The sequence below is a fragment of the Clostridium sp. UBA4395 genome (genome assembly GCF_002390995.1).
In the GTDB taxonomy this organism is placed as follows: Bacteria; Bacillota; Clostridia; order Clostridiales; family Clostridiaceae; genus Clostridium_J; species Clostridium_J sulfidigenes.
In genome coordinates this window covers 72,881-95,067 of the sequence record NZ_DGRF01000037.1, presented here as the reverse complement: position 1 = coordinate 95,067, position 22,187 = coordinate 72,881, and the positions used below count along the sequence as shown (strand labels likewise).

The window sequence follows — 22,187 nt, the reverse complement described above, 5'->3', positions numbered from 1 at the left end:
CCCTCTGCTTAAAAGCTATTACTCCTTAGTTACCACACCAATTTGACCTACAAAATTTATAAGGTCACGTTGATGTACAATGGCAATTCCCCTATCTTCATCTCCTAATATTAATAAATTATCACCAGACTTAATATTAAATAGCTCCCTAGCTTTTTTAGGAATAACAATCTGACCACGTTCTCCAACCACAACGGATCCAAAGAAATGTTTTCCCTTAGGTGGTACAACAACACCTGAATCTTCTTCTGAATGATTAACTAAATCATCCATAGTAACGTTATACAATTTTGCAAGAGCAATACAACTATTTATATCTGGAGTTGACTCTCCATTTTCCCATTTAGCAACAGCTTGCCTAGAAACATTAATCTTCTCTGCCACCTCTTCTTGAGTATATTGATTGATTTTCCTTAATCTTTTCAAATTTATATTAATCATATTTATCATACCTTTCATATTTATTATATTTTTCTTACCCTTCAATGTCTATCAACCAGTATTAACATTCATGTATATATTTATATTGAAATTATAACTTCCTTACTCCTAAAAATAGTAGATATACAGAAGAATCAATTGCTAAGAAAAAATTTTATAAGTAACTTATTAATTTAAAAATAGCTACATAAGTTTAAACTTACATAGCTATAGTTATTAATGATTTTATTTATTTTCTAATAATACTTTTGGTTTACTTTTGATTCCCTTTATTCCAAGATTACCATAGATTTCACTAACTGTTCCTGCGGTAATAAATGCATCAATTTGTTCTTTTTTAATAAATTCCATAAGATAAGAAAATTCATTTCGTGTCATTAAACTTTCAATTTCATACTTGCCCTCAGCTTCTAATCCACCTTTAATTGGATATAGTGTTGCTCCACGTTTCATATCTTCTATTATAAATTTACGAATTAACTGATAATCATTAGAGATAACACAAACCCTTTTTCTAGAATTAAATCCTATCATAAAGTGCTCCAATATTAATCCATTGAGATAAGTCCCAATCAATCCTATGATTACCGTTCTTACATCATACACAAAAATTGCGGTACAACAAATAATTGCTCCTGCAATAGTAACTGATGTACCTAAATCAACGTGAAAATATTTGTTTACAATTTTAGCTATAATGTCTAAACCACCTGTTGATGCATTGCGTCTAAATAAAATCGCTTGTGAAAAACTCAAAAGTAACACAAAACATATAAGATCTAGCCACTGATCTTGCATCAATGATTGGCTCATTGGCCATAACTTTTCTAATATGGCAAGGAGCGGTGACAAAATCAAAGCTGAATATACAGTTTTAATGCCAAATTCTTTCCCAATAAGAAAGTAAGATAAAATTAATAAAAATGAATTTATAATAAAAATTAATACCGGCAATGGAATGGATGTAAGTAAATTAATTACTATTGATAAGCCAGTAATAGATCCAACAATTAATTTACTTGGAATCAAAAAGAAATGTACAGCTAATGCTCCAATAAACATACCTAATGTTAATATAGGTATTTCCTTAATAAAAGATTTCACCCTTTCCCCCATTTTATCTCTCCTCAACCTTTAAACTAACCGTTTATTTTCAAATACGATTAGTTTATTATAATATAAATAATAAAATCGTTTACATGATTAATTTTAACATAAATACCTATATTTCAAAATGATAATTTTAAATTTTTCAAGAATTTTTTATTAAACCCATGGTATTTATAGAAATTATTACTTTGGTCTTGGTTGTTATAATGTAGAGTTTCAAATAATATTGTTTGGTAATATAACCCACTTTCCTTATGCACCTGGTCCTAGCTCCACCATCTTTCCCACCTGAGAAAAATAGTCTAAAACATTAATAAAGAAGTGTATGAATTTTACTTAATAATCTACGTTAAATACAATGAAATTTAAAAAATATTAAAGAAATCTAAATAATCTATACTGAACTAAATGAATAGGATATAATATTAGATAGTTAATATATTGAGAGTTTCAAACTTTATGATATAAGCAAAATCTTTATAAAAATTAAGTTATAAGAGTAAATTAGGTAAAAGTGTATTATAAAACTGATGTTATTTTAAGAACATAGGAGGGAAAAATCTAATATGAGAATAGAAGCAACTATAGAAGAATGGAGAGCTTTATATGATGTTGCCATAAAACTTAAGGAATTAAAACCATGGGAGCAACTATGGGATATGGATTTAATAACAATTATGGAAATAGGTAAGAAAGAGCCGTGTATATGTAGTGTTATGGGAAGAAGTGGAGAGTGTTACGCTATTGCTGCTTATGATGGCTTAAAATCAATAAAAGGTTTCTTTGAAACGGCATATAATAATAAAATACCTGGACATCAGTTGATTAGATACCAAAACAACATTATGTGTAATTATGGAAATAGAGATGAATTAACAACAAAAGAACGTAACATCATAAAAGAATTGGGTTTAAAATTTAGAGGTAAAAATAATTGGATATACTTTAGAACCTTTGAAAGTGGTTACATACCATATATGCCAAATAAAGATGAAGTAATAGCATTTACCAAAATGTTAAAACATGTATCCATGGCTATAGAGGAGTTAAATAACGGAATATCAATTGATTTTCAAAATGGAAATACATTAATGCGTAAATTTGATGCTAGAAATAATCAATGGATAAATTTAGAAGAACCCCTCATTATTCCTGATATGGACTATTCAGTGCCAGAAATAAGCGATGAATTATTAATAAGTCGCTTAAGAAAACAAAAGCAGAATAACTCTATATTGGAGTTAGATATAGCTTATTTAAATTCTACTATAAATGATCGAGGATATGATAAACCCCTTATACCTAGACTATGCATGTTAGTTGACGGAATTAATGGTTTTATATTATCACAAGAAATGATTAAACCTGATGATAATGATATTGATATATTGTTTAATACAGTTATAAATTATGTTATCCAAAGAGGACGTCCTAAAAATATATTAGTTAGAGATGCATATATCGCTAGCATAGTAATTGATTTATGCGAAAAAATTAATATAGAGATTATAGAGTCACCAAAACTAAATGCAATTGATGAATTCATTGAATCATTTTATAATTTCGGACTTTAACAAAACATTCCTAATTGGGAGAGTAGATATATTTGTGTAAATACAAATTTACCTACTCTCCCTTTAGGCTATTAGAATTAGTTAGATACTTTAACATTTCTCAAAATTCTAAGGATGTATCAATTAACGTAAAACTACTAAAATCCTCTGGATATAAATTAAATATTTACTTTCTAACTACTTTACCTCTATTTTTCTTATTAATAAAGTACTCTTCTGTAAGCAAATCCTCTCTTACTGAATTTGTAAATATTATATGATTTTTATAACTTTCATTTTTATCTTTTCTTATCCAATAAGTATCTAAGAAACACATACCCTTTGAAGCTAAAAAAACTTCCCACTCATCCCAGTAATCTAAATTATAATACTCTAGATAACAATCCAAATTCATTCTATTATAAGGTATTATTCTGTCAACAATAAATTCTCTGATTATATCTGAAGGAACTTCTCTTACTTTTCTATTGAATAACCCATAAAATTCTGCTAGATAAAGACTCAAATCTTCTATTTCTTGGTTCTTCTTAAAACTATATTTTTCACTTATTAAATCATAAGATATATCTCCTAAGTATGTATCCTCTTTCATTAATTCTACAACTTCTATTTTTGATTTTGGTATAAGCATTCCCTTACCACCTCTATTCTTTCCCTAAGTAGAGCTTTTAATTTTAAAATCACTTACTTAATTTATTCACGTATAATTCCTCTATATTTCACTGTATTAATTGTACTTTATATAAGAGAATTATTCACTTCCTACTTGTACTATTTATATTCTAGCACCACTTTGTAAGAAATATACATAATAAAGTAATTAATAGACACTCCTCTAGCAACTCCCAATATATTTCACAATTATTACTTCAATTTCTAAAACTATAAATCATTTAAAAATATTCTTATCCACACCTCTTGCAATTTTTCAAAGTAATAATCCACAGTTCTCACTTCAGCTGTTAACATTTTTCCTCCATCCATAAGTCTTGCAAATATTTTATTTGTTTTTGCTGGTATATAACCTATCTTTTCACCCTTTACTGTAAATAATTCTATAGCATATTTATCATATACATTATCAGGTTCTCTTTTTAACTTTATTTTATCTCCCTCTAATAAAATAAACCCATCCTTTACATAGTACTTCATTCCTGCTACCCTTACAGATTGAAGATATATAGTATTTTCAAAGGGCAATGTTAGCCCACCTGTTTCTATTATGTTGGCTAATTTCCCTCCACCACTATAGGTTGTTATTGATTTATCCATAACTCTACTCCTTTAATACCTGACAAATACTCTTTTCAACCTGTGTAATCATTATTTCATAGTTATGTATATCATTAGTTATATCTTGCTTTTTCTCTTTAATATACTCATCATCATCTATAAGTTCTTTTATACTTAGAGGGAAGCTATTTTCTTCTTCATCTATAAACTTCTTTAATTCATTAATCTTTTTCTTTAATACCACTATATTTTCTTCTATAGAAGTTACCTTAATATCTTCTTTAATCTCATTATGCTTTACTATTCCCTGAAGAATTATTAATGTGATTAAATCATTATTCTCATAAGCTTCTTTAACCTTAAGCCACAACTCCATCATCTCTTCATTTAAACCTCTATTTACATCGGGATGCAGTATTTTAGCTAAACTCCTAAATATTTCTTTAACCTTTTTTACTTCCTCATTCGTTAATGATGGAAGCCCTAAAAACTCTCTAGAGTTCTTTAAATTATTACGCAGCTCCTCTAGGTTTTTATAAAACTCTGCTAATTCTTCTTCTAAAACTCTTTCTATTTCTTCAATATTTATTTCTTCACCTTTATTTTTACTAATAATTATCAAAGTTAACTTCTTCTTTAACCTTCTATATTTAATTTCATTTTCTAATCTTAAGAATATCAAAGCCCCTAGTTTACACATATAAAGACTCTCTAAATACTCTTTCTCCTTCTTTAAATCTTCCATCTCCTCATACAACTTTAGATACTCTTCATTTAACGTATTTAACTCTTCCTTAAGTTTTTGTATATCCGTTAATGAAACAACTATATCACTCATATTAACCTCTCATTAATATACTTATTTATTTTTATATATTAAATAATTTAAATTATTCCATGTATTAATTATATCATTTTTAATTGGGGTTTGAGATAGTTATAATAACATAGACTTGCTGTAAACCTATAGGTCAAAAGGTTAAAAAATACCTTATAAAAATATAAGTATATTAGACCTAGTAAACTAAAAAAATGCAAATAAAAACCCTACTATCCATAAAGTTAGATAGCAAGGTATTATATCTCTAACTAGCCAGTTTACCTGACATAGCTTTCATCAGGTGAAGTATTCACTCAATCTTCTTTCTTTAACCTTCTCGCCTTTTTTAACTCTTTAAAAATATTAAATAATTGAATAACACCAATAATTATTATTCCTATAGATGTTAAGACAAATATTGCTATGGAAAATAACGCAAAATATCTAACATATGAAAGTTCAGATAATAATGTAATAGCAACAAAAATAAAGAATGCTACCAGTGAAACTATTGCTGTTATTTGCATACTATTAAGAATTATATCCATGTAATCTTTTGAAGGCTTTTCTTTATAGTTTAAGGTCTCCAATTCCTTTGAAATCTCTTTCCAATTCTTTTTAAAATCATTTCTTTCCTTCACATACCAATACCAGTTAATGATAACCCATAAGGTTGTTATTATTGTAAGAATTATTGCAACAGTTGGATCTTTAATTTCTCTTTCTATAAAATATCTAAAGATAAGGTTTAATGGTGGTCCAGAACATATAATTGTGTTCCAAATTGGCAAATACAGTTTTGGCCTTAGAGCTTCCTTTAATTCTCTACCTATTTCTAATTCATCATCATCTTGAATCATTTGCTTTTTAATCTCCTAAATTCATAATTTCTGAAACACATAAGAGCTGTCACAAAACAGATATATTTTGTAATTCTCTTTAAATTATTTCAGCACATTTTACAATAACGACCTGATTCCATTATATAGTATTTGGTTAATTTAGTATATAAATAATATGCATTTCATTGTATAATTTACAGTATATTACTTTAATTATACTCTTAATGCTCTATTACCATAAAGATTATTACTTTATTTAATTTATTTCTGATAATATTGAAAAACCAGTAAATACTATCTATAGAGGTGGTTAAATGACAGAAATAAAAAAAGCCTATATAGCTGGAATAATTGATGGAGAAGGAAGTATTATGTTACAGCGATTTCATACAAATCAATATCCTGCTCCTTGCGTATCAATAGCTTCCACTACCATAGAATTATTAACTTGGCTAAAAGACACCATTGGATATGGAGTAATAATAAAGAAAAAAAATTATAAACCTGAAAAACATAAATTATCTTATTCATTTGTAATTAAACAGAATAATGCTATTAAATTACTAGAAGATATTTACCCTTACTTAATTATAGAATCTAAAAGAAAACGTGCAGAAATGATAATAACACAATATAAAGCCCTTACCCCTAGGAATGGCAGGTATACAGATGAACAGCTTGCTAAAAAAGAGATGTTTTACGAGGAATTCATCAATGTAAAATAGCTACATCAGATTAAGTTGATGTAGCTATTTGTTATTGGTGGTGGTGTAGTGAAGGATTACCTTTAAAATCCACTACTATTACATTTTTATGTAGTCTTATATTAATAAAACCCTGTCTAACCAATTTATCTCTTCAACATTCCTGTTGTAATCCACCAAAACTATTTCTAAATTATCCTCATTAAAAACCTTAAGCTTATTTGCAATTTTATCCTTAAAATAGTCAGTATCTCTCCCATTATTAATATCAATTACTATTATTTTCTTATTATCAATATCAATTAATGTTCGTAATATACCATTAATATGCTCATCATCTTGATTGAATCCAAAACCTACTATACATATTTTATCTGAATTTTTAAAATCATCATACATTTTAACATATTTTTTAGACATTTCTATTGATGTCATAGGTTTCGTCCCACTTTGTGTGAAAATTAAAGGTACTAAAAAATGCTTTTCTTTATCCGTAAGCTCTTCTTTTTTTCCTAATCTATTAACATATGGGTCATACCACATATTTGTTGAACCATTTAAGTAACAAATTTCTTTATTTAATACTTCTTGAATAAATACATTATAATTAGTTGTAGCAATTGTTGTTGTTTCGAATTTATCTAAATTTAAGCCCTCCAACAAATCATGATAATATCCATTTGGTACAATAACAGAAGTATCTCCAAGCTGACTTACTATATACTCTCTAACTGATAATAGAAAAATATTTATCTTACAAAATTTTGCCCATTCATCTTTAGGACAATATAAATAATGCCAATTTGAATCGATTAATGATTTGTAATCTAATACAGATGCATAAATTGTTTCAATTACATTCCTAGAAAAGCTTAATAATAAATCCGCATCTGAATTCAACTCTATCTTTTTATTCTCCATAACATATTCTAAACCTGACAATCCTGTAGACTGTGAATTAAGTTGAATAATATCTCCTATGTCATCTAATAAGTCTATATCATCATCTTTATCCTTAAATATGCCGTCATTAATTTTTCTTGTTAAATTCTCACTTAATGCCCCTATTTGCAATTGAAATATAGCTAATATAATTTTTCTTATTTCATTTTTTGTATTACCTTCAAATACCCCTGGCGTTTTATATAGTTTTAATAAAGAAGAGAAGTAATTACTTTCAAATATTTTATTTCCCTCATTAAAATAATCAATAAATGATATTTTTTGTTTCATATTACAATTTTTTAACGGTGTTCCCAATAAATCAGAAACGATTTCAGAATAACTCTTACTATACTTTCCTATTAATTTTTTTTCTTCACCTTTTGCAATATCATCAAATTCATTTAATTTAGCTATTATTCTATCTCTGTTATGCTCAATAGTATCCCTTATAATCGCTTCAAATACCGTCTTACCAAATGAACTTACACTTTTGTTTTTGTAATTATCGGGAAGCCAATTTGCAGCATAATATGTCGAATCATCTATATCTTCACGCTGCTCTTTAAACAATTCTTTTATTTTAGTAGTGTCTTGTCTAAATATCTCTAATGCAAACTTTCCACCTGAAGGCAATCCATAACCAACTTCTGCTCCTGCTCCAAACAAAAATCCAACTTTCAACTTATCCCCCCCTTATTTTCTAATATATCTATATTTTATCATTTATTGTTATTTTTTTATATATTTATCATTCTTCAAGTTAACCCTTATATAAAAGCTTTGACTATACATTTGTAAGCACAAAAATCTACTAATAAAAATCAAGTATTTTTTAGAAGGTTTTTATGTTTTTATCTATTTAATTTTGAACATGCAAAATAGACTAAACTGATTTTTCCGTTTAGCCTGTTTTTCTTGTATCTTTTAAAGAAGTATTTAAGCAGTATAGATTTCTTTTACTCTTGCATAGTAAACTCGTAAAAACTTATTTGGTGCTGATATTATTCTTGGAGCAAGTGTCTCTCCTACTCCAGGCATTTCTCTTACCACATCATACTCTTTTAATTTTCTCGATAGTTCTCTAATTTGTGGTAAAATAATTTCTAGAGTTCTGTCTATATCTCTAAGAACTCGTACAAATTCTAGTATTAGCATTTTGCTTGATGGAGTAATGGAAGATATGATTGGGATACTTTCTGAAGCTAATGCATAAATTTGTTTTGCTTTTGTTTCATTTTGATGGTATCCCTTTTTCTTTGACCACTTTAGGTAGCTATTGATAAACTGTTTTTCACTCTTTTTTGTTATATTATCAAAATGCCAATATTCTTCTACAAATTCATTTAGTTTATCTCTTTCACGATTTTCCGAATTGTTTTTTAGTAAAGATTTTATTCCAGGCATTGTTTTATCTAGCATATTAGTAAGTGTAAGTTTCTTTCTATTCTCATTTTAATGTAATGGGCATATTGTCTACCAAGCAACTTGAGCTCTGAATATACTTCATCCTTTACTGGATATTCCTATAAGCGAAACCAGTTATCTATTCCATAGTTTACTATCTTTATGGAATCCACTTTATCTGTTTTACCTTTTCTAGGAGTCAAGGATACATATTTTTTTATGATTTATGGGTTAATTACTGACACAAATATTACTTTTTCTTTCAAGTAGCTAAGTAATAAAAATCATCATTTATTACTTCAAAGAAATACTTTACTGAATCTTCATAAGCCATTCTTGATATATCTTCTAAATCACAATTTTCATCTGTATAACAACCATTCTTATCATTCCATTGAAGAAATCTTACTATTTTTATGCGATGTTTGTACACATTTATCACAAACTAATATATCCAAATATTTTATACATCAATATCAGTATTATAATATATATTTATCAATTTATTTATAATACATAATTACTAAGATGCAAAATATTATTACACAATAACAAAGATCTTCTTTTAAAGAACTTTACAGCAAAATTAATATTATAATTGATTAAAATAATTTATTGTATCTTCACTTCCATCAAATGCTCCATTCTCATCTTGCCAAATTACTTTTATATTATTTTCTTCTAAGAAACATATATGTTTATCTGAAATTTTTGATTCAAATATTGCAACTTTTTTACTATCATAATCTGCAAACTTATCCATGGCAAACATTTCATAATAATATAACTGTGCAAAAGCTTTAGTTACTTGTACTCTCTCATCCTTCAACGTTCCATTTAATGTTTTTACCTCTCCTATAATTATAGGACTTGAGCTTTTTACTCCCAAACAATCTATATTCCCCTGCCAAATATCAAATTCTTTATTTCTTAATAATAATTTAAATCTATCCAATACTACCTCGTGTCTATCTTTTCTTAATTTAATTTTTTCTTCCGCAATTGACCAATCTACTAATGTCTTATCATTATCATTGTCATTATCATTACTATCTAATTGATAATCTTGTTGTTGATTTTCATCAGCTTTTAAATCTCTAGATAAAAAGAATCTTAATTTTCCTAAAGTTCTATCATCTATTTCAGACTCTTCTTCCTCATGTTCATATAATGTATAACCATCAACATCGTTTTCTTCCTCTTCAACTTCTGAGTAACTTATATTATTTACCACTTTTAAATTTCTAATTACATCCTTATATAAATTAAAAATCTCTTCAAATAAATAATACTCATCTTCTTGCTTATATACTATATTCATATTCTTAAAAAAATTAATTATTTTATTATTTTTACCATATTTTCTATCAAAATTATCACTTTTAATTAAACTTATCATTTCTTCTATAGAATTTTTTCCTCGTCTTCTTTCAATTTCTTCTATAGCATCATTATACGTAAAGTTCCCTTTATCCATCAAATATAAAATAATTGCATATTCAAATGTAGTAACTCCCTTTAAATCTATTATTGACTTTAAAAATACATTCGGAGCTTCTACATCTGAGTCTGTACCACTAATTCCATTATTATTTCTTCCAAATGAATCATTTATTAGTGATTCAAATATTATTTCTATTTTATTTTTTTCATTTGCAACTCTATATCTTCTTCCCCTTTCAGTAATATATAGATTTGCTGGTCTGCCAACAAGTGTTGCTAATCCTAAATATCTAGCCATTTCAGTTTTTCTCATTGCTGCATTCTTATTTGTAACATTTTCCAATAAAGAGTCTTTCATTAGCTCATCAGCTAAATCCCCTTGATTAATTGGTTCTTTGATTTCTAATAATCTTAATACTAAATTAATCATTTCTGGATTTGAATCTATACTCGGAACTACTAATCCCATAAAAAAACCCCCTTATTAATATAACTAATAAGGGAATTATATCATATAATAGCAAATCTATCCTATAGTTTATCTATTAAATTTTTAACAATTTTTTTTATTAATAAAGGTGGAATTCCTTCTCCTATAACATTTCTAATCAATCTTTCATTTGACCATTCAGGTATATTCCAGTCTAATGGTAATGATGTAACTATCAATAATTCATATATTGTTAATACCCTTGGGTCAGAAAAAACCCTTCCTGCTTCTGTGCCATTATTACATATTTCTCTTCCAGGATGAACACAAACTGATGATGATATAACTCCATTATTTTGAGTTATTGTATTTGCTGGTTTATTCCAAGAAAATCTTTTATAAGTACTAATTCTACCTGTAATAGTTGTACCATCTGTTTTTTGAGGATAATATATCTTATTTTCAAATGCTGTCTTTCCACTTGGAGTATGCATCATCCATTCAATATGATGCCAAGAATGAATAGGTGGATAATTCCATTTAGATATTGCTAATGCTCTTTTTCTTTTTTCTTCATATTCCGGAAACCTCCATCTTTCTTTTTCTTCTCTGACTAATGGGTCTATAGAAGGTAAATATCCAATGGCTTCCTCTAAAGTGACCACTGGCAACTCCGGCTCTGGATGCTCCCATCTGATATTTGTATCTTTTCTAGACAATAAAAATATAGAACGCTCTCTACTTTGAGGGACTTTATAAAAACATGCATTTACAACACTATCTTTATTAATATAATAATCTTCACTTAACTCTTTTCTAATATAATCAGGAATTAATATTCTTTCTCCATTATAATTAATTTTGGTTTTTAATTGTCTTGGAACATTTTCTAACAAAATAAATTTTGGTTTTACCTCTTTAATCACTTCTATTGCATATGATACTAATTGATTTCTTAAATCATGTGGGTCTTGCTTACCATGTTTACTCATTCCTTGGCAAGGAGGCGTTGCTATAATAAAATCAATATTATTTTCTTTTGCCTTTGTAATTATTTGACTTCTTATTTCATAATTTTTTATATCTCCAATTATTACTTCGCAATTAGGATATAAGTGCTTATAAAACTTTGCCCTTTCAGTTTCTATTTCATTAGCAATGCAAATATCTACTCCTATCTCCTCTAAATATGCTTCAGCAACTCCAACATTTGAAAACAGCGATAGCCCTTTTAATCTTACTCCACTCATTTTATTCTCCTAGTTCATTTAATTCTTTAAGTAGTTCAATAAATATTTTTTTTACTAATAATGGTGGTATTCCTTCTCCAATACTATGTCTTATCAAGCTTTCATCAGCCCATTCTGGTATATTCCAATCTATCGGTAAAGACATCACTATCATTAATTCCAATATTGTCAAAACTCTTGGATTTGAATAAATTTTATGTCCATTTTTATCCTCTTCAATATATTCTCCTGGATGTACATTATCGTAAGAACATATTGCTCCATTATATGTTGTTATTGTATATGCTGGCTTATCCCACCATTGTCTTCTATAGGTATTATCATGTCCTGATATACGTTCACCATTTGCTTTTTTAGGATAATATATATCATTTTCAAATGCAGATTTTCCTTCACTTGTATGTCTCATAATAATAACATGTCTTTCTTTATGAATAGGCGGTCTATGCCATTTTGATATACTTTCTCCTATAGCTTTCTTTTTATAAAAATCTGGGAATATGTCTAATAATTTTTTTTCATCTTTCTTATATTCCTGTATCATTGGGTCTATGTCTGGTAAATACCCTATTGCATCTCTTAATGTAACAATTTCATCCTCTTTTTTTGGAAAATTCCATTTTATACTTGTATCCTTTCTTACCATTAAAAATATGGAACGTTCCCTGCTTTGTGGAATCTTATGTTCAATGCATCTAACTACTCTATCATTTATATTGTAAAGACCATCTAATTCTTCCTTTATATATTCAGGTATTAAAATTTCTTTATCGTTATATCTTATCTTAGTTTTTAATTGTTGAGGTACATTCTCTACTAAAACAAATTTAGGTTTTAAGTCCTTTATAGCATTTATTGCATAGGTAACGAGTTTATTCCGTTTATCTTTAGGGTCTTGTTTACCTGCTGTACTCATTCCTTGGCAAGGTGGTGTTGCTATAATAAAATTAACCCCGGCTTCTTTAGATTTATTTATAATTTCTTTATATATATTTTCATCTGTAATATCTCCTACTATCATTTCTGTATTTGGATATACATGTTTATAAAATTTTGCTCTTTTTTCTACTAATTCATTTGCAATTGCTACTTCAATTTGTAATTCATCTAAATATGCTTCTGCAACTCCTATATTAGAAAATAATGATAACCCTATCAACTTTTCCATTTTTATCCCTCTTCTTTTAATAATTTTTTAAATTAACCTTATTCTTAGATATTATATCATAATGTATCACTGATTATAATCGTAAATATTTTCATAATATATACAATTAAATTAAAAACTATACTTAAAATATTATATATTTTTTAAGTATAGTTTCTCCAACTTCAGTAAAAACATCCACTACTTATGGTACGACTCCTTATTATTAATTCTAAAAAACAGATAACCCTCGACAACACATTTCTGTATTGTCGAGGGTTTCATGGTGGAGGCGAGGGGACATATACTTCCTACATCTCTGCAGGTACTGACTATATTTTCCTCCTCTTCCAATATTCTCTTTTAAAGTTGAATACTGTATAGGACTCTTGGCGTATTATAGAAGCATAGTTTAGTTTCACATCTTCTATCCTAGTATTCCATAGATTACTCCTTAGGAACCTATAAGTCGATACACGGCTGTTGAATTTCTTCACATACCACTCGGTATTGCCGTCAGCGTTATCTGTTACGGTTTCACCGATAAAGCCAAGTTTTCACTTAGAAATTACTCTCTAAGGCGACTCTTTTGAATCGAACCCCTGTCCGAAAGCCATTCCACATAAGCATCTCCGAGTGCAGTCTCTATTTTAACATTCCCTCTATAGAACCCCTAGAGACCGGGTTTCTACTTCAGTAGCTTCATAAATTCCGTTCCATGGTCAAAGCTTTCCATGGCTCGGTTCCCCACTAATCGGCGCCCTATCCTAAGCCGTGGGACTCAAAGGTAGGACGAGCGGCTATATTAAGCTGCTAATGCAAAATTGTCTTCTGCGTTTATCTTTAATCCCATAGTTTTTTAAAGCGGGCCCATGAGTTCCCTCTACTCGCTTCCTATATGTCACGTACCCCCGTCGAAACCAGTACGCCCCCATGTTAGGTAGTGGTAATTATTAGTGATTACCACGTATATTCATTATAAACAATATCAATCCTTATAGCAAGTAAAGTTTTGTAAAAAATTTTATAGTGTTTATGTACATATTTCCTTTAGATTCTACATATGGTATTTGGCAAATCTATATATGTAAAAAAAGTACCACTTTTAATGATACTTTCACACTAAATATAAGTTTATTTTATCCTATATAGGTAGCTCAAACTATTTTATATAAGACATGTCGCTTAGTCTCTTTATGATATGTTTTCCATTGTCATCTTCTATAAAATAAGAAACTCCACCTGCAAATCCAAATAAATCACAGTTATTAAGGTCATCTGGTTTAAGTCCTAACCACATAGCGTTGAAAATACTTAATGTGTCCCCATGGGAAACAATAATTATATTCTCATTCTCACTGCTCATTATGTCATTGTAGAAAGGTTCTAGGCGATTCCAAGTTTCTCTTCTAGATTCAGCATTTGGTACACATCTATCATCAATTGTCTTTTCCCATGCTGTTTGATTTTCTCTAAGCCACTGTACACTTTTGCCTACAGCAGAACCAAGGTTACGTTCCCTTAGAGCTTCATTGATGATGGGTTCTAAGCTTAAATGCTTTCCCACAATTTCAGCAGTCTGTTTTGCTCTTTTTAAGTCTGAAGAATACATAACATAGACATTATCTTTTGAAAGTTCTTCCTTAAGCTTTATCCCAATGTTATTTGCTTGTTCTTTTCCTAGGTTAGTTAAATCCCAATCTGTCCATGAACCAATCATTCCATTGGTGTGATGCACTGATTGAGTATGTTGAATGGTAATTATTCTTTTCATCCCTTACCCCTCCCCCTATTTAAACTTCCCATACTTCATAGCAAAATCCTATTCTATAGAATATTATCTGTATTTTTCTTTCATTTGTCGGTCTATGTCTCTCTTAGCTGCTTTTTCTAGCATTACATCTCTCTTATCGTAATCTTTTTTACCTCTACATACTCCAATGTTCACTTTTACTTTACCGTCTTTAAGATATAAGCTAAGTGGTATTAGAGTGTACCCCTTTTGAGCCGTGAATCCTAAAAGTTTATCTATTTCTCCTTTGTGAAGAAGTAGCTTTCTTACTCTTAGTGGATCTTTGTTAAATATGTTTCCTTGCTCATAAGGGCTTATGTGCATATTTTTTACGAATACTTCTCCATTGTATACATCTGCATAGCTATCTCTAAGGTTTGCTTTTCCAGCTCTTATAGATTTAACTTCTGTTCCTACAAGTACTATTCCTGCTTCCATAGCTTCTTCTATGAAGTAATCGTGTCTTGCTTTTCTATTTTCTACTAAAGTTTTAGTTCCTAATTTCTTTGCCATGTTTTCACCTACTTTTATGATTAATATATAATTTTCTCATTATACATGTGATTTTACTAAATTTAAAATGTATTGTATAGTATAACCTATTTTTATTATAACCTAAATTATAAATATTGTAATTATTAACCTTGAAATATATAAATTTTAACTATTTAAAAAGTTTATATTTTAAGTATAATATATAATTTTAAAATATGGAGTTTTTTCCTAAATTTTCTTTAACCATTGACTTATCTACAATATAATATAGTTATATTACATTATAATTGTAGGTTAATATTAATAATCCATATTACATATTTAATATAGCCATATAATTTTGAAAAGGTGAGGTTATTTATGAATGAAAAAAATTATTTACAACTAGGTACTGTTTTTATTATATCAAGTGGATTAATATATACCATTGAAAGATTAATTTCATATTTACATTGGTACTTGTGGGTTGGCCAAGACATCATGGACATACCCATACCTGGAATAAATATATTTATTTATATATTTGCTCTTATAGGAATTTTCTTCTATATATTAGGTTTTAGAGAAAAACAAAAAAATAAATAAAATATCACTATATATTTCTGTGATAACTTATAATAATTCAATTTCACTAATTACCATGTTTTTATGTTTTTATCCGATGACTACCAGCTCTAATACCTTGATATAACTGCATCTAAGCTTCCTAGAGAACAGTTACATTTTAACTATTTAAAATTTTAAAAATATATATAGGAAACTTTTTAAATAGCTCTATTTTTATATAGGAAACTATTTACCTATATAACTATGTTTATATATAACTATATAACTAGGTAACTATTTAACTAGTTGTTGGCACTGTGGGGGTTTCAGGGATTTCTTCATAAATTGCTTTCTCCCCTTGGTCGCAAGGAAACTCCTTTTCACTTCGTTCAAATGAGTAAGTTCTACTTAACCAAATCAAAGATTTGGAGTAGAACTTAGAAGAGCTGTCTCACGGTAGAATTTTTTTAAACTCTACTTTGAGACAGCTCTTCCAAGTTGATTTGATTTGATTTGATGAATTATAAGGATATTTTTTAAATCTGCTGTACCTTAGTTCAACAGAATTAATAACATAATATAAGAAACCCCACTTTTTAGTGGAGTTTCTTCCACTAACTAAAATTAATTATTGTCTCTCTCTATTGCAATTAAACCCCTATTTACCATGTTCCAATGACAAATTAAAGATTTATTTTCTCGCTTTGCTCGAGAGGAAACTCCTTCTCACTTCGTTCCAATGAGTAAGTTCCACTGGCCAAATCAAAGATTTCTTTTTCTCCCTTTGGTCGCAAGGAAACTCCTTCTCACTTTGTTCCAATGAGTAAGTTCCACTGGCCAAATCAAAGATTTGGAGTGTCACTTATAATTCTACTTTGTTACCGTAGTAAGTGCATTCAAATAGTCTTTCCATGGTTTTGTCGTCTATTTCTCTTGGGTTTGAGCCTGTGCATGCATCAAGTACTGCATTGTGAGCTATGAACTCAAGATTTGCTTTGAAGTCTTCTTCGGTAACACCGTATTCCTTCATTGAATGAGGAATACTTAGTTTTGTATTTAAGTCATTGATCATTTCTATTAATGAATCAGTTAATTCTGAATCTGTATTTCCATTTAATTTTAACATTCTAGCTATGTCTGCATATCTATCTTCACATTTAGTTCTGTTGTACTGAATTACATATGGAAGGAAGATTGCATTTGCACATCCATGAGGAATGTGGAATACTGCTCCTGTTTTATGAGCCATGGAGTGAACTATTCCTAGTAGTGCATTTGAGAATGCCATTCCTGCAAGGCATTGAGCCTCGTGCATTAAGTTTCTTGATTTTTCACATCCATTATAAGAATCTATTAAGTGTTCTTTTACCATTTCAATTGCTTTTAATGCTAATGGATCTGAAAAGTTTGATCTTAGTGATGCTGTGTATGCTTCTATAGCATGAGTTAGAGCATCCATTCCAGTATGAGCAACTAGAGTCTTAGGCATTGTTTGTGCAAGTGCTGGGTCTATTATTGCTATATCTGGTGTTATATTGAAATCAGCTAATGGATATTTAATTTTAGCTTTGTAATCAGTAATTACAGAGAATGCTGTAACTTCTGTAGCTGTACCACTAGTTGATGGTATTGCAACGAATTTTGCTTTTTGTCTTAATTCTGGTAGTCCAAATGGAATAACTGCTTGTTCAAAAGTAAATTCTGGATATTCGTAGAATATCCACATTGCTTTTGCTGCATCTATTGGAGATCCTCCACCTATAGAAACTATCCAATCTGGCTCAAAGCTTCTCATAGCTTCTGCACCTTTCATAACTGTTTCTACTGATGGGTCTGGTTCTACCCCTTCAAATAATTCAACTTCCATACCTGCTTCTTTTAGGTAGTCTTCAACCTTTTGCAAAAATCCGAATCTCTTCATAGATCCGCCACCAACAACTACGAAAGCTCTCTTCCCTTTTAAAGTTTTCAGAGTTTCTAACGCTCCTTCTCCATGATATATATCTCTTGGTAATGTAAAACGTGCCATAATATGAACCTCCCTAATATAAACTTTAAATTTTGTTATTTATTTAACATTTATAATTTTAGTATACCACCTTTTTCTAAAAATACTAGTACTTTGTTAAAAATTTATCTGATTTGTTTAACTTTTTAACAATCTTTTTTTGATTTTTACGCTCTACCATGTAAAATTATCCTATATTTTTATTTCTTTCCCTTAATTTATAGCAAATTACATAAAAAAGAAGAGATAAAATCATATTTAATTTAATAAACAAAATTTTATCTCTTCTTATATAATGTTAAATTTTTATCCTTATAGTTTTCTTCTTAACTATATTTTACTCTCCGAAAATTAAATCATCGATGTCTAGGGACATTTCTTCTTCCTCTTCTTCTACTTGTGGTTTAACTATTTCAAAGTAAATGTCGTGGGCATCTATGTCAACCTTAGAGCAAACTACCTTAACTTCATCTCCTAGTCTGTAGATATTCTTAGTTCTCTCACCAACTAAAGCTAGATGCTTTTCATCATAGATATAGTAGTCATCATGAAGCTCACTAATATGAACTAAACCTTCTATGGTGTTAGGAAGTTCAACGAACATACCAAAGCTAGTTACAGAGGATATGATTCCTTCGAATTCTTCTCCAATCTTATCCATCATGTATTCAGCTTTCTTTAAGTCATCTACTTCACGTTCTGCATCCACAGCCATTCTTTCTGTGTCAGAGGATTGTTTTGAAGCATCTATTACAAAGGTTCTTAATCTCTTCTCTCTCTTAGAATTTAATCCTTCGTTTATCATTTCCTTTATAATTCTATGAATTACTAGGTCAGGATATCTTCTTATTGGAGATGTGAAGTGACAATAGTATTTAGCAGCAAGACCAAAGTGTCCTACACATACTTGGGAATATTTTGCCTTCATCATAGATCTTAAAAGTAAGGTACTAACTACCGTTTCTTCCTTCTTTCCTTTAACCTTTTCTAGAATCCTTTGAAGCTCCCTTGGATGAATTTCATCTTCTTTAAATCTTACATGATATCCTAGGTTATATACGAATTCGCTAAAGTGTAACAACTTCTCCATATCTGGGTCTTCGTGAACTCTATAAACAAATGGTGCATTAAGCCAGAAGAAGTGTTCTGCTACAGTTTCATTACAGATTAACATAAATTCTTCTATTATTCTATTTGCAACGGCTCTTTCACGAGGTAGGATATCTATTGGTTTACCAGTGTCATCTAGGATTATTCTACATTCTTCAAAATCAAAGTCTATAGCACCTCTTGATAATCTCTTTTTATTTAAGAGTTCAAATAATTTACCCATGTTCTTAAAGTCTTCATGAAGATGTTTAAACTTTTCTATAGTTTCAGCATCTTCATCTCTAAGAATCTTAGTTACATCAGTGTAGGTCATTCTTTCATTAGTTTTTATTACACTTTCAAAGATATCATGATCTACTACTTTTCCTGTAGGATCAATTTCCATAAAACAGCTAAGAGCAAGTCTATCCACCTTTGGATTTAAGCTACATACTCCATTTGATAGTTTTCTAGGTAACATTGGAATAACTCTATCAATTAAGTATACAGATGTACCTCTTTTAAAGGCTTCCTTATCAAGGACATTATTTTCTCTTACATAGTGTGATACGTCTGCAATATGAACTCCTAGCTTGAAGTTTCCATTTTTTAGAACTTCTATTGAAACAGCATCATCTAGGTCCTTTGCATCTTCTCCATCTATGGTAACCATAGTCACATCTCTAAGATCTCTTCTTCTGTCTATTTCACTTTGAGGAACCATATCTTCTATTCTTTCTGCATATTCCTCTACCTGTAATGGGAATTCTTCAGGAAGATTGTGCTTTCTAATTATAGTTAGGATATCTATTCCCTTATCTCCCTTTTCTCCTAGGATTTCAATGATCTTTCCTTCTGGATTTCTTCTTTTCTCTGGCCAGCTAGTGATTTCTACCACTACTATTTGACCTGATTTTGCTCCATTTCTATCATTTTTAGAAATGAATACGTCTTGACCTATCTTTTTATCATCTGGTACAACGAATCCAAAGTTTTTACTATCTTCATAGGTTCCAACTAGTTTTTTATTCTTTCTTTCAACAATTCTGATAATTTCCCCTTCAGATTTCTTACCGTTGTTTTCATCTTTTAATACTTTAACTAATACCACGTCATTGTTCATGGCACTATTTACATTACTGGCAGGGATAAATATATCTGGTCTATCTTCTTCTACAATTACAAAACCAAAACCCTTTTGGTGAGCAGCAAAAACCCCTTTAAGTATACCCATTCTCTCTGGAATTCCATATAGTTCTGCTCTATTTTTTATTATTTCTCCATCTTTCTCCATTTCATTTAATAGGTTTGAAAAATCTTTAGATTCTTTTTTACCTATACCAAATATTTTAGACAACTCTTTTAAACTCATTGGTTTATAAGCTTTTTCTTTCATAAAGCTTATAAGTACTTCTCTTATATTCATAATGCACTTCCTTTCAAACTTTTCTCATCTTTACGTAATATATCTTCTTAATACATATTATTTATTCTTTTATAATTAGTATACCTATTTACTATTATTGCTCTATTAAATCAATGTTATGTGTTTTTTACATTAGATATTTACATATTATATATAGTTTACAGTATATGCTATATAATTTCTATATTTATCCGATAACTACCAGCTCTAATACTCCCATTTTTTTAAAATTGGAGTTAAGAGCTGCTACGTTCCTGGATAACGATTTCCCCTAAAGGACAACGACTTCTAAGTATCAAATAAATTTATACTAAGAATTCTGTTAGTACGCTTCAAAGAAGCTAAGAACTCTGTTTAACTTCTTAAACATATGTTTTCCAAAAATAAGTTTTATTACAAGAAAAAACCCATCGGGGGTAACCAATGGGTTTTTTCCTTGCAATAATATACAATTATATTCGACATAAAATAACTTGTATAACCCTTGGGGTTAGGTTATACGTATAAATAAAAAGGGGTTATTTATTCTATTTATATATATATTATATATATAATTTTATAAATTTTCAAGTAAATTTATAATAAAAAATATAAACTAATTGTTAATATTTATACCTTATCTATATTTTTTGTATATTTTCTACACATTACACCAAATTACCTTTTATATTCAATTTAATGTATATACAGTTAATAAATCCCTATAAGTTATTTAATACTTCAATTTCTTCTTTAGTAAGCTCCCTATATTCGCCTTCTTCTAAGGTTTCATCCAGTTCCATAGGACCAAATTTAACTCTTTTTAGATATACAACAGACTTATCTAAAGCTTCAAACATTCTTTTAACTTGATGGAACTTACCTTCCTGTATTGTAACTAAAACTTCAGAACCATCTTCTGTAGAAGAAATAATTTCTAACTTTCCTGGCATACACTTATAACCATCATCTATGACAATACCTTTTCTAAAACTTTCAATATCCTTTTCATTTACTGGCTTATCTATTTCTGCATAATAAACCTTATCTACATGGTTTTTAGGAGCGATTAACTTATGATTTAAAGCTCCATCATTAGTAAGCAATAAGAATCCTACAGTGTCCTTATCTAATCTTCCCACTGGAAATGGCTCAAAAACTTGATATTCTGGATCTAATAAATCTATAACAGTCTCATCATAATTATCAAAGGTTGCACTTACAACTCCTGCTGGCTTATTTAAAAGTAGGTAAACATACTTTCTATACATTACCATTTCTCCATTTACTTCAATAACTGCTGTCTCTGGATCAACCTTAGTTGAACTGTCCTTTATAACCTCTCCATCAACAACAACCTCTCCATTTTTACAACTAACCTTAACTTCCTTACGACTTCCATAGCCTAAATTCCCTAAAATTTTATCTAAACGTTCCATATCATACCATCCTTTATTTATATCAACTAATATTAGTATTAGCCAAAGTCCATTTTAACATTACTTTAAA

The 22,187-nt window shown here is 29.0% G+C and carries 20 protein-coding genes and 1 other RNA gene; 3 read left to right on the top strand and 18 right to left on the bottom strand.

Annotation, left to right across the window (positions count from 1 at the left end; genetic code table 11):
• Window positions 1-18: 18 nt before the first annotated feature.
• Window positions 19-441, bottom strand: coding sequence for a helix-turn-helix domain-containing protein (locus B2694_RS06010; protein ID WP_147520410.1), 423 nt, complete (start codon window positions 439-441; stop codon window positions 19-21).
• A 225-nt stretch (window positions 442-666) separates the two neighbouring features.
• Entirely contained in the window at window positions 667-1,557 is an 891-nt protein-coding gene (locus B2694_RS06005; RefSeq protein WP_346884975.1) for a YitT family protein, read from the bottom strand.
• A gap of 560 nt (window positions 1,558-2,117) precedes the next feature.
• On the opposite strand from B2694_RS06005, the gene B2694_RS06000 reads away from it, so the two are divergent.
• Window positions 2,118-3,125 carry a DUF7309 domain-containing protein gene (locus tag B2694_RS06000; RefSeq protein WP_346884974.1) on the top strand — a complete coding sequence of 336 codons (1,008 nt, stop codon included), beginning with the start codon at window positions 2,118-2,120 and terminating at the stop codon, window positions 3,123-3,125.
• 166 nt (window positions 3,126-3,291) lie between these two features.
• Here the strand turns inward: B2694_RS06000 and B2694_RS05995 are convergent, their stop codons facing one another.
• The 4 genes from B2694_RS05995 to B2694_RS05980 all read right to left on the bottom strand — a co-directional run bounded on the left by B2694_RS05995 (window position 3,292) and on the right by B2694_RS05980 (window position 6,038).
• A complete protein-coding gene (locus B2694_RS05995) occupies window positions 3,292-3,756 on the bottom strand; it encodes a hypothetical protein (RefSeq protein WP_346884973.1) in 465 nt (154 codons plus the stop codon).
• 251 nt (window positions 3,757-4,007) lie between these two features.
• Window positions 4,008-4,397 (bottom strand): HIRAN domain-containing protein, encoded by a 390-nt coding sequence (locus B2694_RS05990; RefSeq protein WP_346884972.1) that lies wholly within the window; start codon window positions 4,395-4,397, stop codon window positions 4,008-4,010.
• Between the two features lie 4 nt (window positions 4,398-4,401).
• The gene (locus B2694_RS05985) at window positions 4,402-5,196 is read right to left on the bottom strand and encodes a hypothetical protein (protein ID WP_346884971.1); all 795 of its coding nucleotides are present in this window, start codon (window positions 5,194-5,196) and stop codon (window positions 4,402-4,404) included.
• Between the two features lie 296 nt (window positions 5,197-5,492).
• Entirely contained in the window at window positions 5,493-6,038 is a 546-nt protein-coding gene (locus B2694_RS05980; RefSeq protein ID WP_346884970.1) for a hypothetical protein, read from the bottom strand.
• A gap of 296 nt (window positions 6,039-6,334) precedes the next feature.
• On the opposite strand from B2694_RS05980, the gene B2694_RS05975 reads away from it, so the two are divergent.
• Window positions 6,335-6,745: a hypothetical protein gene (locus tag B2694_RS05975; protein ID WP_346884969.1), complete on the top strand. Its 411-nt coding sequence runs from the start codon at window positions 6,335-6,337 to the stop codon at window positions 6,743-6,745.
• A 96-nt stretch (window positions 6,746-6,841) separates the two neighbouring features.
• Here the strand turns inward: B2694_RS05975 and B2694_RS05970 are convergent, their stop codons facing one another.
• From B2694_RS05970 to smpB, 9 genes are all read right to left on the bottom strand, one after another.
• Window positions 6,842-8,350 carry a hypothetical protein gene (locus B2694_RS05970; RefSeq protein WP_346884968.1) on the bottom strand — a complete coding sequence of 503 codons (1,509 nt, stop codon included), beginning with the start codon at window positions 8,348-8,350 and terminating at the stop codon, window positions 6,842-6,844.
• Between the two features lie 255 nt (window positions 8,351-8,605).
• Entirely contained in the window at window positions 8,606-9,088 is a 483-nt protein-coding gene (locus B2694_RS05965; RefSeq protein ID WP_346884967.1) for a hypothetical protein, read from the bottom strand.
• A gap of 247 nt (window positions 9,089-9,335) precedes the next feature.
• Window positions 9,336-9,506, bottom strand: a complete 171-nt coding sequence (locus B2694_RS05960) for a hypothetical protein (protein WP_346884981.1) — start codon at window positions 9,504-9,506, stop codon at window positions 9,336-9,338.
• A gap of 159 nt (window positions 9,507-9,665) precedes the next feature.
• A complete protein-coding gene (locus B2694_RS05955; RefSeq protein WP_346884966.1) occupies window positions 9,666-10,985 on the bottom strand; it encodes a hypothetical protein in 1,320 nt (439 codons plus the stop codon).
• 62 nt (window positions 10,986-11,047) lie between these two features.
• Window positions 11,048-12,196 (bottom strand): DNA cytosine methyltransferase, encoded by a 1,149-nt coding sequence (locus tag B2694_RS05950; RefSeq protein ID WP_346884965.1) that lies wholly within the window; start codon window positions 12,194-12,196, stop codon window positions 11,048-11,050.
• A 1-nt stretch (window position 12,197) separates the two neighbouring features.
• Window positions 12,198-13,364, bottom strand: coding sequence for a DNA cytosine methyltransferase (locus B2694_RS05945; protein WP_346884964.1), 1,167 nt, complete (start codon window positions 13,362-13,364; stop codon window positions 12,198-12,200).
• Between the two features lie 569 nt (window positions 13,365-13,933).
• Window positions 13,934-14,268, bottom strand: a transfer-messenger RNA (tmRNA) gene (ssrA, locus tag B2694_RS05940).
• Between the two features lie 237 nt (window positions 14,269-14,505).
• Window positions 14,506-15,117 carry a histidine phosphatase family protein gene (locus tag B2694_RS05935; protein WP_346884963.1) on the bottom strand — a complete coding sequence of 204 codons (612 nt, stop codon included), beginning with the start codon at window positions 15,115-15,117 and terminating at the stop codon, window positions 14,506-14,508.
• Window positions 15,118-15,180: 63 nt separating this feature from the next.
• On the bottom strand, window positions 15,181-15,648 hold the full coding sequence (gene smpB, locus B2694_RS05930) for an SsrA-binding protein SmpB (RefSeq protein ID WP_346884962.1): 468 nt from the start codon (window positions 15,646-15,648) through the stop codon (window positions 15,181-15,183).
• Between the two features lie 342 nt (window positions 15,649-15,990).
• Here smpB and B2694_RS05925 point away from each other — a divergent pair, with 342 nt between their 5' ends.
• Complete coding sequence (locus tag B2694_RS05925; RefSeq protein WP_346884961.1) at window positions 15,991-16,215, top strand: hypothetical protein; 225 nt, start codon at window positions 15,991-15,993, stop codon at window positions 16,213-16,215.
• Between the two features lie 823 nt (window positions 16,216-17,038).
• Here B2694_RS05925 and B2694_RS05920 read toward each other — a convergent pair.
• The 3 genes from B2694_RS05920 to B2694_RS05910 all read right to left on the bottom strand — a co-directional run bounded on the left by B2694_RS05920 (window position 17,039) and on the right by B2694_RS05910 (window position 22,117).
• Window positions 17,039-18,205: an iron-containing alcohol dehydrogenase gene (locus tag B2694_RS05920; protein WP_035131319.1), complete on the bottom strand. Its 1,167-nt coding sequence runs from the start codon at window positions 18,203-18,205 to the stop codon at window positions 17,039-17,041.
• A gap of 316 nt (window positions 18,206-18,521) precedes the next feature.
• Window positions 18,522-20,699 carry a ribonuclease R gene (gene rnr, locus B2694_RS05915; protein WP_346884960.1) on the bottom strand — a complete coding sequence of 726 codons (2,178 nt, stop codon included), beginning with the start codon at window positions 20,697-20,699 and terminating at the stop codon, window positions 18,522-18,524.
• 701 nt (window positions 20,700-21,400) lie between these two features.
• The gene (locus B2694_RS05910) at window positions 21,401-22,117 is read right to left on the bottom strand and encodes a pseudouridine synthase (protein ID WP_346884959.1); all 717 of its coding nucleotides are present in this window, start codon (window positions 22,115-22,117) and stop codon (window positions 21,401-21,403) included.
• Window positions 22,118-22,187 lie beyond the last annotated feature (70 nt).

Coding starts and splice junctions, on each gene's coding strand:
- B2694_RS06010 (WP_147520410.1), bottom strand. CDS start 441: ATGATTAATATAAATTTGAAAAGATTAAGGAAAATCAATCAATATACT.
- B2694_RS06005 (WP_346884975.1), bottom strand. CDS start 1,557: ATGGGGGAAAGGGTGAAATCTTTTATTAAGGAAATACCTATATTAACA.
- B2694_RS06000 (WP_346884974.1), top strand. CDS start 2,118: ATGAGAATAGAAGCAACTATAGAAGAATGGAGAGCTTTATATGATGTT.
- B2694_RS05995 (WP_346884973.1), bottom strand. CDS start 3,756: ATGCTTATACCAAAATCAAAAATAGAAGTTGTAGAATTAATGAAAGAG.
- B2694_RS05990 (WP_346884972.1), bottom strand. CDS start 4,397: ATGGATAAATCAATAACAACCTATAGTGGTGGAGGGAAATTAGCCAAC.
- B2694_RS05985 (WP_346884971.1), bottom strand. CDS start 5,196: ATGAGTGATATAGTTGTTTCATTAACGGATATACAAAAACTTAAGGAA.
- B2694_RS05980 (WP_346884970.1), bottom strand. CDS start 6,038: ATGATTCAAGATGATGATGAATTAGAAATAGGTAGAGAATTAAAGGAA.
- B2694_RS05975 (WP_346884969.1), top strand. CDS start 6,335: ATGACAGAAATAAAAAAAGCCTATATAGCTGGAATAATTGATGGAGAA.
- B2694_RS05965 (WP_346884967.1), bottom strand. CDS start 9,088: ATGCTAGATAAAACAATGCCTGGAATAAAATCTTTACTAAAAAACAAT.
- B2694_RS05955 (WP_346884966.1), bottom strand. CDS start 10,985: ATGGGATTAGTAGTTCCGAGTATAGATTCAAATCCAGAAATGATTAAT.
- B2694_RS05950 (WP_346884965.1), bottom strand. CDS start 12,196: ATGAGTGGAGTAAGATTAAAAGGGCTATCGCTGTTTTCAAATGTTGGA.
- B2694_RS05945 (WP_346884964.1), bottom strand. CDS start 13,364: ATGGAAAAGTTGATAGGGTTATCATTATTTTCTAATATAGGAGTTGCA.
- B2694_RS05935 (WP_346884963.1), bottom strand. CDS start 15,117: ATGAAAAGAATAATTACCATTCAACATACTCAATCAGTGCATCACACC.
- smpB (WP_346884962.1), bottom strand. CDS start 15,648: ATGGCAAAGAAATTAGGAACTAAAACTTTAGTAGAAAATAGAAAAGCA.
- B2694_RS05925 (WP_346884961.1), top strand. CDS start 15,991: ATGAATGAAAAAAATTATTTACAACTAGGTACTGTTTTTATTATATCA.
- B2694_RS05920 (WP_035131319.1), bottom strand. CDS start 18,205: ATGGCACGTTTTACATTACCAAGAGATATATATCATGGAGAAGGAGCG.
- rnr (WP_346884960.1), bottom strand. CDS start 20,699: ATGAATATAAGAGAAGTACTTATAAGCTTTATGAAAGAAAAAGCTTAT.
- B2694_RS05910 (WP_346884959.1), bottom strand. CDS start 22,117: ATGGAACGTTTAGATAAAATTTTAGGGAATTTAGGCTATGGAAGTCGT.